This window comes from Deltaproteobacteria bacterium GWC2_55_46, from assembly GCA_001595385.3.
Classification (GTDB): domain Bacteria; phylum Desulfobacterota; class GWC2-55-46; order GWC2-55-46; family GWC2-55-46; genus UBA5799.
In genome coordinates this window covers 72,394-87,279 of sequence record LVEI03000001.1, presented here as the reverse complement: position 1 = coordinate 87,279, position 14,886 = coordinate 72,394, and the positions used below count along the sequence as shown (strand labels likewise).

17 protein-coding genes are annotated in these 14,886 nt (G+C 55.0%); all 17 read right to left on the bottom strand.

From position 1 onward, the window contains the following. Nucleotides 1-20 precede the first annotated feature (20 nt). Nucleotides 21-1,127, bottom strand: coding sequence for a flagellar biosynthesis protein FlgA (gene flgI, locus A2V21_300465; protein ID OIJ72861.1), 1,107 nt, complete (start codon nt 1,125-1,127; stop codon nt 21-23). Further along, the gene (locus tag A2V21_300460) at nt 1,111-1,797 is read right to left on the bottom strand and encodes a hypothetical protein (protein OIJ72860.1); all 687 of its coding nucleotides are present in this window, start codon (nt 1,795-1,797) and stop codon (nt 1,111-1,113) included. The genes flgI and A2V21_300460 overlap by 17 nt, the downstream gene beginning before the upstream one ends. A 9-nt stretch (nt 1,798-1,806) precedes the next feature. Beyond that, nucleotides 1,807-2,493: a flagella basal body P-ring formation protein FlgA gene (locus A2V21_300455; GenBank protein ID OIJ72859.1), complete on the bottom strand. Its 687-nt coding sequence runs from the start codon at nt 2,491-2,493 to the stop codon at nt 1,807-1,809. 3 nt (nt 2,494-2,496) lie between these two features. Beyond that, nucleotides 2,497-3,285: a flagellar basal-body rod protein FlgG gene (locus tag A2V21_300450; protein OIJ72858.1), complete on the bottom strand. Its 789-nt coding sequence runs from the start codon at nt 3,283-3,285 to the stop codon at nt 2,497-2,499. Between the two features lie 19 nt (nt 3,286-3,304). Continuing rightward, complete coding sequence (locus A2V21_300445) at nt 3,305-4,012, bottom strand: flagellar basal-body rod protein FlgF (GenBank protein OIJ72857.1); 708 nt, start codon at nt 4,010-4,012, stop codon at nt 3,305-3,307. Nucleotides 4,013-4,161: 149 nt separating this feature from the next. Continuing rightward, on the bottom strand, nt 4,162-4,578 hold the full coding sequence (locus A2V21_300440; GenBank protein OIJ72856.1) for a hypothetical protein: 417 nt from the start codon (nt 4,576-4,578) through the stop codon (nt 4,162-4,164). 172 nt (nt 4,579-4,750) lie between these two features. Further along, a complete protein-coding gene (locus A2V21_300435; protein ID OIJ72855.1) occupies nt 4,751-5,599 on the bottom strand; it encodes a hypothetical protein in 849 nt (282 codons plus the stop codon). A gap of 92 nt (nt 5,600-5,691) precedes the next feature. Beyond that, a complete protein-coding gene (locus A2V21_300430) occupies nt 5,692-6,171 on the bottom strand; it encodes a chemotaxis protein CheW (GenBank protein ID OIJ72854.1) in 480 nt (159 codons plus the stop codon). A 90-nt stretch (nt 6,172-6,261) separates the two neighbouring features. Further along, complete coding sequence (locus A2V21_300425) at nt 6,262-6,981, bottom strand: hypothetical protein (protein ID OIJ72853.1); 720 nt, start codon at nt 6,979-6,981, stop codon at nt 6,262-6,264. 39 nt (nt 6,982-7,020) lie between these two features. Then, nucleotides 7,021-7,779, bottom strand: coding sequence for a flagellar motor protein MotA (locus A2V21_300420; GenBank protein ID OIJ72852.1), 759 nt, complete (start codon nt 7,777-7,779; stop codon nt 7,021-7,023). Nucleotides 7,780-7,798: 19 nt separating this feature from the next. Next, complete coding sequence (locus A2V21_300415; protein ID OIJ74985.1) at nt 7,799-8,815, bottom strand: hypothetical protein; 1,017 nt, start codon at nt 8,813-8,815, stop codon at nt 7,799-7,801. A 49-nt stretch (nt 8,816-8,864) separates the two neighbouring features. Further along, a complete protein-coding gene (locus A2V21_300410) occupies nt 8,865-10,613 on the bottom strand; it encodes a hypothetical protein (protein OIJ72851.1) in 1,749 nt (582 codons plus the stop codon). A gap of 18 nt (nt 10,614-10,631) precedes the next feature. Beyond that, on the bottom strand, nt 10,632-11,183 hold the full coding sequence (locus A2V21_300405; protein OIJ72850.1) for a hypothetical protein: 552 nt from the start codon (nt 11,181-11,183) through the stop codon (nt 10,632-10,634). A gap of 81 nt (nt 11,184-11,264) precedes the next feature. Further along, on the bottom strand, nt 11,265-11,651 hold the full coding sequence (locus A2V21_300400) for a histidine kinase (protein OIJ74984.1): 387 nt from the start codon (nt 11,649-11,651) through the stop codon (nt 11,265-11,267). A 40-nt stretch (nt 11,652-11,691) separates the two neighbouring features. Then, nucleotides 11,692-12,054, bottom strand: coding sequence for a hypothetical protein (locus A2V21_300395; protein OIJ72849.1), 363 nt, complete (start codon nt 12,052-12,054; stop codon nt 11,692-11,694). A gap of 16 nt (nt 12,055-12,070) precedes the next feature. Then, nucleotides 12,071-12,925 carry a hypothetical protein gene (locus tag A2V21_300390; protein OIJ72848.1) on the bottom strand — a complete coding sequence of 285 codons (855 nt, stop codon included), beginning with the start codon at nt 12,923-12,925 and terminating at the stop codon, nt 12,071-12,073. Continuing rightward, a complete protein-coding gene (locus A2V21_300385) occupies nt 12,919-14,841 on the bottom strand; it encodes a hypothetical protein (GenBank protein ID OIJ72847.1) in 1,923 nt (640 codons plus the stop codon). Before A2V21_300385 ends, A2V21_300390 begins: the two co-directional genes overlap by 7 nt. Between the last annotated feature and the right edge of the window lie 45 nt (nt 14,842-14,886).

The following is a 14,886-nucleotide window of genomic DNA, read 5'->3' as shown; positions in this document are numbered from 1 at the left end:
GCTTTCTCTCCTGCGGTTTACTATATTATCTCGAGTTCGGCCTGCAATGCGCCGGATGCCTTAATGGCCTGAAGTATCGCCACAAGGTCCCTTGGTGTAACGCCTACCAGGTTAAGGGCCCTCACCACCTCGCCGAGTGTTACGCTCTCCGGCAGGACGATGAGGCGGGACTTCTGCTCTTCTACTTCCATATTGTCGTAAGGTACTACCACCGTTTCGCCCTTTTTGGACAGTGGGGGCGGCTGGGATATGGCGTACTGCGTCTTTATCTCTATCGAGATGTCGCCGTGAGATACGGCGACCTTCGATATCCTTACGTGTTCGCCCATCACGACCGTGCCGGTCCTCTCGTTCACGACTACCCTCGTGACGGCGTCAGGGCTTACGTCTATACCCTCGACCTTCGAGATGAACACGACCACGTTCCTGAACTGCTCAGGCACAAGGAGCCTTATCCTGCCGGCGTCCACGGCCGTGGCTACCCCGCGTAAGCCCAGGTAGTCGTTCACGGACCTGGCGACCCTTTCGGCTGTCGTAAAATCGGGATTACGGAGCGACAGATAAAGCTCCTGCCTGTTGGCTATGTCCAGAGCTATCTCTTTTTCGATTATGGCGCCACCGGGTATCTTGGCGGCGGTCTGGTGGTTCTTCGACACCTTTACGGTATCGCTTCCGGCAGAAAACCCGGCCAGCGCAAGCGGCCCCTGCGCGACGGCATATACAGAGCCGTCGTGCCCCTTCAAAGGGGTCGCTATGAGGGTCCCGCCCTGAAGGCTTGTAGCATCCCCGATAGATGAGATCACCACGTCGATCTCGGAGCCGGGTTTGGAGAAGGCCTGCAGTTCGGCTGTGACAAGCACCGCGGCCGTGTTCTTGACCTTGATGGCCTTGGGGTCGAACTTGAGCCCCATCTTGTTGAGCATGTTCGCTATCGACTGTGTCGTATAGACAGCGCTCGATTTATCCCCTGTGCCGCTGAGTCCGACTACAAGCCCGTAGCCCACAAGCTGGTTTGGCCTTACCCCATCAATGAAGGCGATGTCCTTTATCCTCGCCGCGCCGGCGTCATAAGCGGAAAAAAAGAGGAATGAGACCGCTATGTATAAGATCTTAAAAAGGCCAGACATTGTCGAGTATCCTCCTGAGCCAGCCCGGAGACTGCTCATCGTCTATAACGCCCCTGCCCGAGTACTCTATCTTCGCGTCCGACAGGAGCATGGAGGAGATTACGTTCTCCTCGTTTATATCCTCGGGCCTCGCTATGCCGCTTAGGACTATGAACTGCTGTTCGTTGTTTACTATGGTATCCTTGCGCCCCTCCAACACGAGGTTCCCGTTGGAAAGCACCTCTACTATCCTTGTGGCTATGACGGCGCTGAGCTCTCCGCTCCTTTTTGTGGTGCCTGCTCCGTCAAAGTCAGCTTCATAGCTCGATTCTATCTCCGGGCTGAAGGGCTGACCCTGGTTCAAGAAGTTTCTCATCCCCAGGTTCAACGGCAGGCCGAAGAGCTTGGAGACGGCTATGTCGTTGGTCGAAGAGCGCGACGTCGAGGTGCTCGCCTCCTTTATCGCGCTCGTCTTCTCGGAGACACGGACCGTGACTATGTCGCCGACGTTTTTAGCCCTCAGGTCCTGAAAGAGGGCGTTCCTCGATGTCTCACCCGGCCAGATGGAGCCGGTCGTTGATGGCACCGTGCCGCTTTTAACGGGAATGGACGCGGTATCGATCTTTTTTATCTGGGGCGCCGCGCATCCGGCCACGGCAGCTGCCGCGAGTATGATTATCAATTTTTTCATGGCACCGTCTCAGAAGTTGATGATTATCTCGCCCGGCCCGGCTACGGTACCGAGCACCTCTTTCCCGGAGGCGGTCTTTACGGCGACCGTCCCTCCCCTGTACCCGTCCTCAGACGCGACACCGGCGGATCTTATCATGATATTGCCGCTCTCTACCCTGATGGCCACACGCTCTCCACGCTTCACAATGACCTCAGGCCTTACATAATCCTTTTGCAGAACGCTCCCGGCGGCTATCGGCCGGAGCACCACCTGGCCAACAGCATCTTCAATAGTCGAGAAGGCATCCCTTGCCTCCTCCAGCTCGACCCTGGCGACATTAAGGTCAGAGGCGGCGATCTTTGTCCTGCCCTTTAAAGCTTTAAGCGCGACGACAGCTTCCGTGAAGACCCTGACCCTCGCCCTTCCCCAAATGGTCTTCGCCTCCCGGCCTTTTGAACGCAGCTCCAGCGAAAACGATATCCTGCCTGGAGAGGTGATCCTCCTGGGCAAGTCGAGCCTTAAAGAATCGTATTGGGCGGGATCGAGCCCTGGTGTCTCCACCTCGTCTATCTCAACCGATCCCTTGTCCCATGGCAGCCCGTTCAAAAGCTCCCTTTTGATAAAGGAGACCGCGTCAGTAGCCGCTTCCGACTGTACTGGAAGAAGGACGAGGAGCGAGAAGAGGGCTATCATATAAAAGCGAAGGAGCGACATCGGTTACCTCTTCATCGAGTTTGCGGTCTGGAGCATCTCGTCGGTCGTCTGGATGGACTTCGAGTTTATCTCGTAAGCCCTCTGCGCCGCTATCATTGATACCATCTCCTCGACCACGCTCACGTTGGACATCTCAAGGAAGCCCTGGGCAAGCGTACCGAGCCCGTCGGTCCCCGGAGCGGCAACCGTGGCAACACCAGAGGCCGCGCTCTCAGTATAGAGGTTCCTTCCGACCGGCTGAAGGCCGGACGGGTTTATGAACCTCGCAAGCTCGAGGTTCCCGACCTGCGTGGGCGCTGCTATGCCAGGCTGCTTGACCGACACTATGCCGTCCGCGCTTATCGTGATCGCGAGCGCGTCAGAGGGTATCGTTATCTGAGGCTCTATCATATAGCCGTCGGAGGTGACGAGGCGGCCTTCGCTGTCGACCTTGAACTCGCCGGTCCTTGTGTAGGCTGTCTGGCCGTCGGGCCTGGATATCTGGAAAAAGCCCTCGCCTTCTATCGCGATGTCAAGAGGGTTGCCGCTCTGCTTGAAGTTGCCCTGATTGAATATCTTCTCTGTCGATACCGTCCTGACGCCTTGGCCTATCTGTATGCCGGTAGGGACCATGGTCGAGGGGGACGAAGAGGCTCCGGCTGATTTTATCTCCTGATAGAGAAGGTCCTGGTAGTCCACCCTGCTCTTCTTGAAGCCTGTCGTGTTGACGTTGGCGAGGTTATGCGCGATTATGTCTATATTCATCTGCTGCGCCTCCATACCGGTAGAGGCGGTCCACAAAGCCCTTATCATATTTCATACCCTCCTTTGATTAAGTCCTGCCAACTTCCTCTATGGCCTTCCTTGTCATGTCGTCCATGCTCTGGATAAGCTTCGTATTGGTCTCGTATGACCTCATGGCCTCTATCATGGTCGTCATGGCCCTCACGGCGTTCACGTTGGAGGCCTCTATATATCCCTGCTCTACCTGGGTATTGGGGCTCGCCGGGGTCTCCTTCGCGCCCGGGAGCGGCGCGAAAAATCCGCCTTCCCTTCTAAGGGCAGCCGTGTCGATGAATGAGGCGAGCTTAAGCTTCGCGGCAACCGCACCGTTAACGTGTATCGCGCCGGCTCCGTCTATCAGCACCTCAGGCGTAGAAAGCTTTATCCTGCCGCCGTCTCCCATCACGGGATACCCTTCCATGGTGACGAGGTTGCCTTCGTTATTCAGGGTGAAGCTCCCGTCCCGCGTGTACCTCATACCGGAAGGCGTTTCCACGACAAAAAAACCGTCGCCATTTATGGCGACATCCAACTTCCGCTCGGTCCTCTGCGCGTGCCCCTGCCCCATGTCGATCGTAAGTTCATCAAGTTTTCCGAATGTCCTTACCCGGAAGATATCGGTTATCGCGTCCTCAAACAATGGCCTCTGCGCCTTGAACCCTGCGGTATTTACGTTGGCGAGGTTATCTGTGAGGGCCTCCATCCTTCTTTCCTGCATGACGGCTCCTGAGAGCGCAACGAATATTCCCTTGTCCATCGAGGACCTCCTTTACACGGCAATGGCTTCAAATTGCAACAGTTGCAACAGCCGTGCCAAGACCGAAAACCTGTCAACGCTTGCTGAAAAAGCCCTTTGCCCTATGGCCATGATGAACGTTTTTTCCCGTTCATGGACTTTTTTTCCCACTACATCCTTTTAAGCGCGGAGAGCAGGTCGGCCTCGCCGGTAAGCAGCCCCAGCCTTCTGGCCACCTCGCCCGCTGGTATCCCTGACCTGTACATATTGAGGGCCCTGGTGTATACGTCCTCGCCCCCGTCATCGCGGCTCGGCTTGGCGCTTACGGCCTGAGCCTTTCTTATCATATCCTCGATCGCCGCCTGCCTTTCGTTCAAACCCTTGCCGTACCGTTCAATATCGGCGCCAAGCCTGAAGGAGGCCTTTCGCACCTCTGAAAGCTCATTTTTAAGCTCCTTCAAAAGGGCATCGCCGGCGGTATGACTGAAAGGCTGCCTCATGGCCCCTCTCCTGAAAAGAACGATATAGAATATCCCGCACATGAAAGCGATATTGATGCCACAAAGAACAGCGCCCCAAAAGAACATATCCAGACCTCCCAGTACGGAGTTGTGTCAAAAGCATCTCGGGGTTCATGTAGTTGCAAAAGACGTGCCCTGTGCCTGCAGTAGATGAGGGATATAGATGGAAAGTGAGAGAGGAAATGAAGAAGGGGCCTTTAAGGCCCCTGAAAGGATGAAAATCTATAAGAAAAACGGGTCAGTGGAAATCTTCGCTCTGGGCAAGCGATAGTTTCACCTTCTCGGCAAGCTCATCTAACTTGCCGCCGGTTATGCCAAGGGACTCCGGCAGATTACCGTAAGAGACCTCATCACCGCCAGGTTTCCTCCATCCCATGCCAAACTTTTGGCACATCCTGTCAGCCAGGGTTATGGCATTGCCAAGGTTCGAGAGGTACTTCTCCTTTGACAGCGCCTCCGGGTCGTCGAAAGAGCGTATAAGAGATTCAAGGGTCTCCGGGAAGCCCCACTTTTTGACGATAAAGGCGCCGACCTCTCTCTGGGAGAAATCGAAGTACTCCCTTTCGGCCACATCAAAGGGGATGGAGTCATTGTAGACCCTCTGCATCACCATGGCGAACTTGTCAGGGAACTCGTTGTTGAGGACGACCTTTCCCACATCATGCAGCAGCCCGCCTATGAAGGCGTCCTCAGGGTCAGAGCTCCTGGTCTGCTTCGCTATCACGTTAGCGGCCAGGGCCGAGCCCAACATCTGCTCCCAGATAAGCTTCTCGGTGAGCCCGAACCTCTTGTAGACGTTCTTCATGGATGTGGCCACCACTATGTTCCTCACCGAGTTGAGGCCGAGCCTCAGTATCGCCTGCGTGAGGTTCTGTATATTCCTGTAGCTCCCGTAAAAGGCCGAGTTTGCCACCTTCAGCAGTTTGGTGGTAAGTCCAGGGTCAGCGCTTATGAGCCTCTTGATCTTCTCTATGGATATATCCGGGTCGGCCATCATCACGAGGACCTTCTGTGTGGTCGCCGGGAGGACCGGCAGCTCAAGAGACTTGCTGAGGACATCCTCAAGGCTTTTTGCTGGCTGAGCCATCTTACTCTCCTCTCATTCCGGGCGAGGCCCGGTAACGGGTAACAACAGGCTATTTTTATCTGGAACTGGACACAGGTCTATTAACAGCGTGCTCAGGCAACCGCCCCAAGCGCGTCTTTTTCACTCTTTGTAAGCACTTTTTCCACATCAAGGAGTATAAGGAGCCTGCCGTCAAGCTTGCCGACCCCCTTGATATAATCAGAATCCACCCCTGTGGCTATTGCCGGCGGAGGCTCGACCCTGTCAGCCGGGAGCCTTAAGACCTCTGACACCGCGTCCACCTTGAGCCCGACAGTCTTATCGTCGACCTCGACGACTATTATCCTTGTCTCGTTGGTCCTCTCGTTGGAGCCAAGGCCGAACCTTTTCCTGAGCTCGAGCACAGGGATGACCTTGCCCCTCAGGTTTATCACGCCCTCGACGAAGTCAGGGGCCTTCGGGACCCTGGTTATCTCCATATGCCTTATGATCTCCTGCACTCGCAGGATATCGAGCGAGAATTCCTCGTTGCCAAGCCTGAAAGTCACAAGCTGCAGGACTTCCCTCAAGTCGAGTTCCTTTTTCGGGTCCATCTCAAAAGCCTCCTTTGGCCGCCACGCCCTAAGCTATGTTTAAATATTCGGACGTTACGCCCTTGAACTTGAATTTATTTAGTCCGCCAGCTATCTCGCGTTCATTTCCGGGTTCAGCACCATTATGTCTACCCTCCTGTTCTTCATCCTGCCGGAAGGGGTGTCGTTGGTGTCGATGGGCCTGTACTCGCCAAAGCCAAGCGCCGAAAGCTTTCTCGGATCGAACCTGTGATGGTCTATGAAGTACTTGAGTATCCGGAGCGACCTGCCGGTAGAGAGGTCCCAGTTGGAAGGAAAGCGCTCGGTCGAGATCGGGATGTTGTCGGTATGCCCCTCTATCCTTATGCTGTTCGGCAGCTCGGCAAGCGCCCTTGCCACCTCGTCCATCACGGCGAGCCCCTCATGGAGAAGGACGTCCGTTCCAGGGGTGAAGAGCATGCTCTCGGATATCCTTATCGTTATCTTCTGCTCGTCCTTGATGAGAGTGAGCTTTTTGTCCTGTTCAAGGTCCTCGAGGGCTGTCCGTACCTTCTCATAGTTGTTATTGAACATGTCATTGAACTCATCAGACATGTGGGAGCGCTCCTCCCTTACGAACCGCGGCCCCTCGGGCTTTCTCGTAGAGGTGTAAAGAGAGGGGTTGAAGGCTATGGCAAGCGATTCGCTCAATATCCTGAACTTTCCCTCGTTTACCGATGAGATGGCGTACATGCTGACGAAGAAGGCAAAGAGGAGCGTGATGAAATCCGCATATGATACCAGCCAGCGCTCGTGGTTCTCATGCTCCTCATGCCGTTTTTTTCTTGCCATATAACCCCTGCGAAATAAAAAGCGGAGCCAACAGGCCCGTTATTTTTTCTTCTGCGAGTCCCTCAGGAAGCCTACAAGCTTCTCTTCGACCCTTCTCGGGTTCTCGCCTTCCGAGAGCGCGATGAGGCCTTCGATTATCATATCCTGCATGATGACCTCTTCCCTTATCCTCAACTTCATCTTCCCGGCGAGAGGAAGGTAGACAAGGTTCGCCGCGCCTACGCCGTAGATAGTGGCAACGAAGGCCACGGCTATGCCGGCGCCAAGCTTCTGCGGGTCAGAGAGGTTCTCCATCACGTGAATGAGCCCCATGACCGCGCCGAGTATGCCTATCGTAGGCGAATACCCTCCGGCGGACTCAAATACCTTGGCCGAGGTGAGGTTATACTCTTCCTTATGCTCTATCTCGATCTCGAGTATCTCACGGGTGAGCTTCGGCTCAGTGCCGTCGACTACAAGCTGGAGCCCTTTCCGGAGGAACGGGTCCTGGACCTTCTTTATGCTGTTCTCCAGCGCGAGCAGGCCGTCCTTCCTCGCCACCCCGGCAAGTTCAGCCAGGAGCTTTATCGTCTTATTTGGGTCGGAGTTCTGGCTCAAGAGGACGAACTTCGCGTTCTTGATGGCGAGCGAGACCACGTGCATGGGGTAGTTGACCATGACCGCGCCCAAAGTGCCGCCGAAGACGATGATGGCCGCGGTCGCCTGCATGATGGATTCTATAGACCCGCCTTCGAGGACCTGCCCCCCAAGGATCGCGCCAAACCCAATGACGATGCCTAATATTGTCAATATATCCATATAAGCGAGGGTCTCCGGTTCAGATCATGTTCACTATTTCAGCCGCTATCAGTTCCAGAGGCGCTACCTTGTCGGCCAGGCCCGCCTCGATGACCGACTTGGGCATGCCATAGACGGTGCACGTCTGCTCGTTCTGGGCAAGTGTCTTTCCGCCCTTCTCCTTTATGTGCCTCATCCCCTCCATGCCGTCGTGGCCCATGCCGGTAAGGATGACACCAAGCGCCCTCCCCGGGTAGCTGTCAGCTACAGAGGTCATGCAAATATCGATGCAAGGCTTGTAGAGAGCGCTCTTCGGCTCTTCGTCTATCTCGAAGGCGAGCCCGGTGACGCCTTTCTTCCTGACCTTGGTCTGCATCCCGCCCGGAGAGAGGAATACCTTCCCGGCGCCTATCGGCTCCCCATTCTGGGCCTCCTTGACGGGGATCTTGCAGATGCCGTTAAGCCTTTCGGCAAACGGCCCGGTAAAGGCCTTGGGCATATGTATCGACACAAGAAAGGACGTATCCATGCCGCCCGGAAGGTTGGTGAGTATCGACTGGACCGCCCTCGGCCCACCTGTTGAAGCCCCTATGGCCACAAAGGCCATCTTGAGAGTGGCGTACCCCTTCCTCTGAAGCGGTGGAGCTGGAGCGGCAACAACCGGTTTTTGCTCGGACCGGAGCGTGGCGAATTGTGGCTTCCTCTTCGCTACGGCCTTTATCTTTGCGACAAGCTCGTCCTGTATCTTCATGAGGTCAAAAGCAGAGGTGACGAGGTTCTTGGAAATATAGTCGGCTGCCCCCTTGTCAAGCGCCTCGAAGGTAGCCTTCGCGCCCTCGCTTGTAAGCGAGCTGACCATTATTATGGGCAACGGCATCCTCTCCATCAGCATCTCGGTAGCCTCGAGCCCGTTCATCCTGGGCATCTCTATATCCATGGTCACGACGTCTGGCTTGAGCTGTAGGGCCATCTCAACGCCCTCCGCTCCGTCCCTGGCTGCGCCGACGACCTCGATCTCAAGGTCCGCCTCGAGCATCTGCCTTATGACCCTTCTCATGAAGGCGGAATCGTCAATTACAAGGACCCTTATCTTCACTGATTCTCCTTCAATGCACGTAGCCAAGGCTTTGGGAAGCGAGCAGCCCTGCCATGTCCAGTATCAATATCACGTTCCCGTCGCCTGTTATGCAGGCGCCGGCTATGCCTTCCGTCCCTTTAAGATACTCGCCCATCGACTTCATCACTATTTCTTCCTGGCCGTGAAGCCTCTCGACCAGTATGCCGAAGTTCCTCTCGCCTATCCCTATTATCACAATATACTTCCAGTCAGATTGCGTTGAAGGGACCGCGCCGCCGGATACCAGGCTCCCGAGCCGGACCACCGGGAATACCTTGTCCCTTATGTTTATTACCTCTTTACCCTCTATCGTCTTTATGTCGCTGGCCGTCACCCTGATGTTCTCGACGACATTGGAAAGAGGTATACCGTATATCTCCCCGCCCGCTTCCACGGTGAGGGCCTGGATTATCGCCAGCGTCAACGGCAGCCTGAAGGTTATCCTGGTGCCCTTGCCCACCTCTGAATCGACCGATATCGTGCCGTTTATCCTTGAGATGTTGGTCTTGACCACGTCCATTCCCACGCCCCTTCCGGAGATGTTGCTTACCTTGCTCGCGGTAGAAAAGCCGGGCAGGAAAATGAGGTTAAAAGCGTCCTTGGCGGAAAGCTTTTCAGCGTCATCCTGGCTTAAAAGCCCCTTCTCTACAGCCGACCTCTTTATGGCCTCAGGGTCCATACCCTTGCCGTCGTCAGAGACCGAGACGATTATGTTCCTGCCTTCCTGATACGCGGAAAGCCCAATGGTACCGCACCTGGGCTTACCATTGGCGACCCTTTCCTCGGGCGACTCCATCCCGTGGTCGACTGAGTTCCTTATGAGGTGGACAAGCGGGTCGCCTATCTCTTCTATTACGGTCTTGTCCAATTCCGTCTCTTCTCCGCTTACGGCAAGCTCTACTTCCCTGGCTGTCTGCCTCGCGAGGTCCCTTACCATCCTGGGGAATTTATTGAAGACCTTGGCTACGGGCTGCATCCTTATCTTCATGACGCCGAGCTGCAGATCCGACGTGACGAGGTCGAGCTGCGCTATCGCCTCGTTCAGATGCGTCTCAAGCTCTGAAGTGATCCCGCTTCCGCCGAGCCTGGAGCCAAGCTTCATGAGCCTGTTCCTGGAAAGCACCAGCTCTCCGGCGAGGTTCAAAACCGTATCGAGCCTGTCTATATCGACCCTTATGGACTGGTCCCTTGAGGCGGCGGCGCCTTCTTCAGCCTTCTGGGCTTTATGCTCCTCAGCCTTCCGGGGCTTATTCTCCTCAATCTTCCGGGGCTTTTGCTCCTCCTCGGCGATGGCAGTGGCCGTAACGGCCGCCGGGGGAGCCTCTTTTTCATTTTCTGCCAGCTTGCCGCTGAGTATGTCAGTCAAAAGACCCGTTAGAGGGGCCGTGTCCTCCTGCCTTCCGTTTTTTTCACGGATGTTGTTCAGCAGTATTTTAATAAGATCGACCGATTGAAGTATGGCGTCGGTGATGCCGGAGGTCACCCTCATCTCGGATTTCCGGAGCTTGTTCAGCACGTCCTCGGTCACATGGGTGACGTCGACCATCTGCTGGAATCCAAGAAAGCCCGCAGCGCCCTTAATGGTGTGGATCGACCTGAATATCTCGTTAAGGAGCGGCAGGTCGCCAGGGTTCTTCTCAAGCTCGACGAACTTCTGATCGAGGCTCTCGAGCGATTCCGACGACTCCGTAAGAAAGTCGTTTATTATGTCATCCATCTCGTCCAAAGGAAACGACATGGCATTCCCCCTTTGGATTTAAGCCCCGAGCTCCTTGAGGAGCTTGTCGACGATGTCCTGGTTCATCTTCAATTCCTTCTGCTGCTTCGGCTCTTCGGAGATGGCAAAGGCCTTGTCCTCAAGTCCGAAGCTCAACGCTATCTCCAGCAGCTTCTTCTCTACTACCGCAAGAGATCCTATTACCTTCTTGAGCTTCTGTCCGGTGAGGTCCTGGAAGGACATGTGGGTAAAAAGCTCCACCAGGTCGTCCTTGGTCTTGGAATTTATCCCGTCGATCTCTTTTATCAAGGCTGCCCCCTTGCCCGGGTCTATAGAAGGGGCGGCGGCCCATTCAGAGAGGGATTTAAGGAGTGAACCTGCCCTGTCGCGCTCCGCCAGGAGCCCCTCTACTATGCTCATTATCTTGTTCGCGGCGTTCTCAAGGTCGCCGGTAACGTCGGAGAGCTGGCTGGAAGCCTCCGGGAACTGCTCGGCCCCCATCTTTACGGTCGTCTCTATCGTATCAAGCCCGTTCCTTGTCTTGTCTATGAACTTAGCGAGGCCCGAGAGCTCCTCGCGTATCTTATTCATCACTACACCCCAGTCCTGTCGGCTCATCTTATCCCCTCCCGAAAAATCTTTTTTAGTAACGCGTCCGCGGCTTCCGTGCTGCTACTGGTTTACCTTCTGCAGGATGAGGTCGATCCTCTCCTTGAGGGCCGCAGCGGTAAACGGCTTGACTATATAGTTGTTTACTCCGGCCTGTACGGCCGTGACGACGTTCTCTTTTGCAGACTCCGCCGTGACCATAAGGACCGGCGTGTTCTTGAGAGAATCGTCCTGCCTGATGTGCTTCAGGAGATCTATCCCCGGCATATTCGGCATGTTCCAGTCCGTGACGACGAAATCGAACTTGCCTGTCCTCAGCTTCTCCAGCGCCGTGGTCCCGTCGTCCGCCTCGTCCACGTTGTTGTAGCCGATCTCGCGGAGGATATTCTTTATTATCCTCCTCATCGTGGAAAAATCGTCCACTACGAGGATCTTCATATTATTGTCCAGCATCCTTCTCCCTCCTGATCAACGCGAAATGGGTTTATTGTCAGATGAGCTTCTCTATCTCATATAAAAGCCTCTGCGGCGAGATAGGTTTCGACAGATAGGTGGTCACGCCGGCCTCCATGCCCATCCTCCTGTCCGCCTCTCCGGCCTCTGTGGTTATCATTATTATCGGGATATCCCTGTAGGAATCCTGCCCCCTCAGGCTTTTCGAAAGCTCGTAGCCGTCCATCTGCGGCATGTTCAGGTCGGTCACGATGAGGTCGGCGGGATCGGTGGCCATGATCTCCAGCGCCTCGATGCCGTTTGTGGCGCTGATTATCTTATACCCCTTCTCCCTGATGATATACGACAGCAGTTTCCTTGTCGTATCGCAGTCATCGACTACCAGTATCTTTTTCTCCATAGAACAGCCTCTCGGATCAGATTTTTTTATAGACTACGGAACGCTCTATGCTGACAGGCCTGAAAAGCCTCGTTATGCTGTGAAGCGACTCTGAAAATCCTACAAAGAGATAGCCGCCCCTGTCCATGCTGTCATAGATATGGCCTATGGCTTTTTTCTTCGAGGCGTCATCGAAGTATATGAGCACGTTCCTGCACAAGACTATGTCCATACCCCTGACCATCCTGGTCTCGAGAGAGTCCATCAGGTTCATCCTCTTGAACTTCACAATCTCATGCGCCCGCTTGCTTATCGTGTACGATTCGCCTGCCGGGCTGAAGTACTTTTTCAGGTAATGTTCAGGAGTATTCCGAAGCGCGTACTTCTCATAGAAACCGGCCGCCGCCGCCTTCAGGACGTTTTCGCTTATATCAGTCGCGAGTATCTCTATATTCCATCCCTTCAGATGAACCCCGTCCTCAAGAAGCATCATCGCGAGCGTAAGAGGCTCTTCCCCGGTAGAGCAGGCCGCGCTCCATATCTTGATGTTCCTGTTTCCGTTTTGACCCTTTTCATCGAGGACCTTCGCCACAACGCCCTTTCTGAAGGCATCGAGCTGCACCGGGTCCCTGAAAAAGCTCGTCTCGTTCGTGACGACCGAGTTGAAGAGGTTTTGAAGCTCCCTGTCCTTTTCCCTGTCATAGGTCAGGAAATAGTAATAGTCCTCGAAGGTCTTGAGGTTTCTCTCATCGAGCCTTCTCGCGAGCCTGGTCTCCAGCAGGTACTTCTTGTTCTCCGGGAAGAAGATACCGCACCTGCTGTATATGATGTCCCTCACAAGCAGGAATGTCTCGTTGGAGAGAGCCGGTTTATTTATTCCTAATGTCAGCATCTAAGCGATTCTATAGCGCTCTCTACAGCGCCCCTTACGCTGGGATCCGGGTGGTCCACGAACTGCATCAGTATATCGACCGATTCGGTTGCCCCGAGCCTCTCAAGAGCCCTCGCGGCGGCCGCCTTCACCGGCGCCTCGTCTTTTACGAGTTTTTCAATTATAAGTCCTTCCACATCGTGCTCGCCAAGCTCGCCCAGGAGGAGCACAGAGTGATACCTGACCCATATGTTCCTGTCCATCAGCGCGTGCACGAGGGCGGATTTAATCTTCTCGCCGCTCCAGCCGCCGAGCCCCTTCAGGACCGAGAGCTTCACGTCGTCATTGTCGTCGTTCAATCCCTTGACGATCTCGTCTATGGCGTAAGGGATGCCAAGCCTGGCCATCGACTTGTAGGCGGCCTTCCTGACGTTGTGGCTGGTGTCCTTCGCCGCTTTTTTAAGCACGTCGAGGGCCTCTTCGTCGCCTATGGCGCCGAGCCCCCTTGCGCCCATTTCCCTTAATTGCTCGTTATCAGCCTCAAGCAGGGCTATAAACCCTTTTCTCACGGAATCAGCGGGTATCAGGGCAAGGCTGTCTGTTATCTCCTCCATCACGTCCCTGTAAGACTCCCTGCGCACGGCATCGAAAAGAGAAGAGACCGCCGATGGCCCGGCAAGTGAGGAAAGCGCCCTGGCGGCGATCTTCCGCGTGTGGCCGTCAGAGCTTTCAAGGAACTGATAGAGCACCTCTATCGAACTGGTCGATCCGATGGACTCGAGCGCGACGACTATTTCTCTCATCTCGTTCTTCGCGACCCTGGCCACCAGGTGCTGCAGGACAGGGACCGCGGCAGCTAATTTCATCTCTCCGAGCGCCTTGACGATTATCCTGAGGCACTTTGAGCCCTGCTTAAGGTTCTCCTTAAGCTCTGGAAGGAGACGCCTTCCCGAGAGCGCGACTATTGTATCTACAAGGAAGGCCTCCGTCTCCTCGTCCAGCTCGTTTTGAGCCTCGATAAAACAGAATACCCGGTCGATGCCTTCCCCTGCCGGGAGCCTCAGGAGCGCCAGCCCCCTCAGTGCCTTTAACTTGCCATGCCTGTCCTCATCCTCGAACGCCTTTGAAAAGAAGCTGAAGTACGTCTTCTTGAACTCCAGCGAAGGCCTGAAATCGGATCCCGGCGAGAATACCTTTTCCATGAGCTCTACTATGCCGTTTGTGCTGAAGGACCTGCCCTTGCGCACCATCGGCTTGAGTGTTGCGAGCACGGCTACCGCGTCTTCGATAGATGACAGCTTCGCCACGGCGTCTATAGCCGCCTCTTTTATCAGGCCGGAATCGGTCTTTATAAGCCCTATCAACGGTTCAAGGGCCCTTCCGTCACGAACAAGGCCGAGCCCCTCGATAGCGGAAAACCTTACCCATTCTTCTGTGTCTTCAAGGGCCTTTAAAAGCACAGGCACGGCTTCAGGCGACTTGAGCCTTCCAAGGCAGACGGCAACAGAGGCCCTCACATTCGGGTTCCTGTGGCTTATAAGCGGGAAGAGGATAGAAAGCGAGCGTTCTTCCCTCGTATTTGAAATAATATCAACAGCGAACTTTACAATATCGTCGTCTTCATGGTCCAGGAGCCCGGCAAGCGTCATAAAGGCGTCAGGACCCAGGAGCTCGAGTATCTCTATCCCGATGTTCCTCAAGACAGCACTCTCTTCACCCAGCAGATGCGCTATGGCAGAGGCCACTTTTTCGCCGCCTATTGAGGTAAGCGCGTGGATGGACGCTTCCCTTACGCCAGGGTCATCGTCCCTAAGGGCCGTTACCAGGGCCGGGATAAACTCCTCCATCCTGCCATCCCCGATGGCTTCGCACGCGTCCCTTCTGAGGTAAGGGTCCTGGGAAACGAGCATTTCCCTCATAGAATCGTTATTTTCCATATTCACCCTTCCCTTTTATCGGGTAAAAGACGGTAATTCTTTAAT

Bases quoted from the DNA above. Each gene is read 5' to 3' on its own strand.
- A2V21_300420 (OIJ72852.1), bottom strand. From the start codon at position 7,779: ATGGATATATTGACAATATTAGGCATCGTCATTGGGTTTGGCGCGATC.
- A2V21_300415 (OIJ74985.1), bottom strand. From the start codon at position 8,815: ATGAGAAGGGTCATAAGGCAGATGCTCGAGGCGGACCTTGAGATCGAG.
- A2V21_300460 (OIJ72860.1), bottom strand. From the start codon at position 1,797: ATGAAAAAATTGATAATCATACTCGCGGCAGCTGCCGTGGCCGGATGC.
- A2V21_300455 (OIJ72859.1), bottom strand. From the start codon at position 2,493: ATGTCGCTCCTTCGCTTTTATATGATAGCCCTCTTCTCGCTCCTCGTC.
- A2V21_300450 (OIJ72858.1), bottom strand. From the start codon at position 3,285: ATGATAAGGGCTTTGTGGACCGCCTCTACCGGTATGGAGGCGCAGCAG.
- A2V21_300410 (OIJ72851.1), bottom strand. From the start codon at position 10,613: ATGTCGTTTCCTTTGGACGAGATGGATGACATAATAAACGACTTTCTT.
- A2V21_300430 (OIJ72854.1), bottom strand. From the start codon at position 6,171: ATGGACCCGAAAAAGGAACTCGACTTGAGGGAAGTCCTGCAGCTTGTG.
- A2V21_300435 (OIJ72855.1), bottom strand. From the start codon at position 5,599: ATGGCTCAGCCAGCAAAAAGCCTTGAGGATGTCCTCAGCAAGTCTCTT.
- A2V21_300390 (OIJ72848.1), bottom strand. From the start codon at position 12,925: ATGCTGACATTAGGAATAAATAAACCGGCTCTCTCCAACGAGACATTC.
- flgI (OIJ72861.1), bottom strand. From the start codon at position 1,127: ATGTCTGGCCTTTTTAAGATCTTATACATAGCGGTCTCATTCCTCTTT.
- A2V21_300395 (OIJ72849.1), bottom strand. From the start codon at position 12,054: ATGGAGAAAAAGATACTGGTAGTCGATGACTGCGATACGACAAGGAAA.
- A2V21_300385 (OIJ72847.1), bottom strand. From the start codon at position 14,841: ATGGAAAATAACGATTCTATGAGGGAAATGCTCGTTTCCCAGGACCCT.
- A2V21_300405 (OIJ72850.1), bottom strand. From the start codon at position 11,183: ATGAATAAGATACGCGAGGAGCTCTCGGGCCTCGCTAAGTTCATAGAC.
- A2V21_300445 (OIJ72857.1), bottom strand. From the start codon at position 4,012: ATGGACAAGGGAATATTCGTTGCGCTCTCAGGAGCCGTCATGCAGGAA.
- A2V21_300425 (OIJ72853.1), bottom strand. From the start codon at position 6,981: ATGGCAAGAAAAAAACGGCATGAGGAGCATGAGAACCACGAGCGCTGG.
- A2V21_300440 (OIJ72856.1), bottom strand. From the start codon at position 4,578: ATGTTCTTTTGGGGCGCTGTTCTTTGTGGCATCAATATCGCTTTCATG.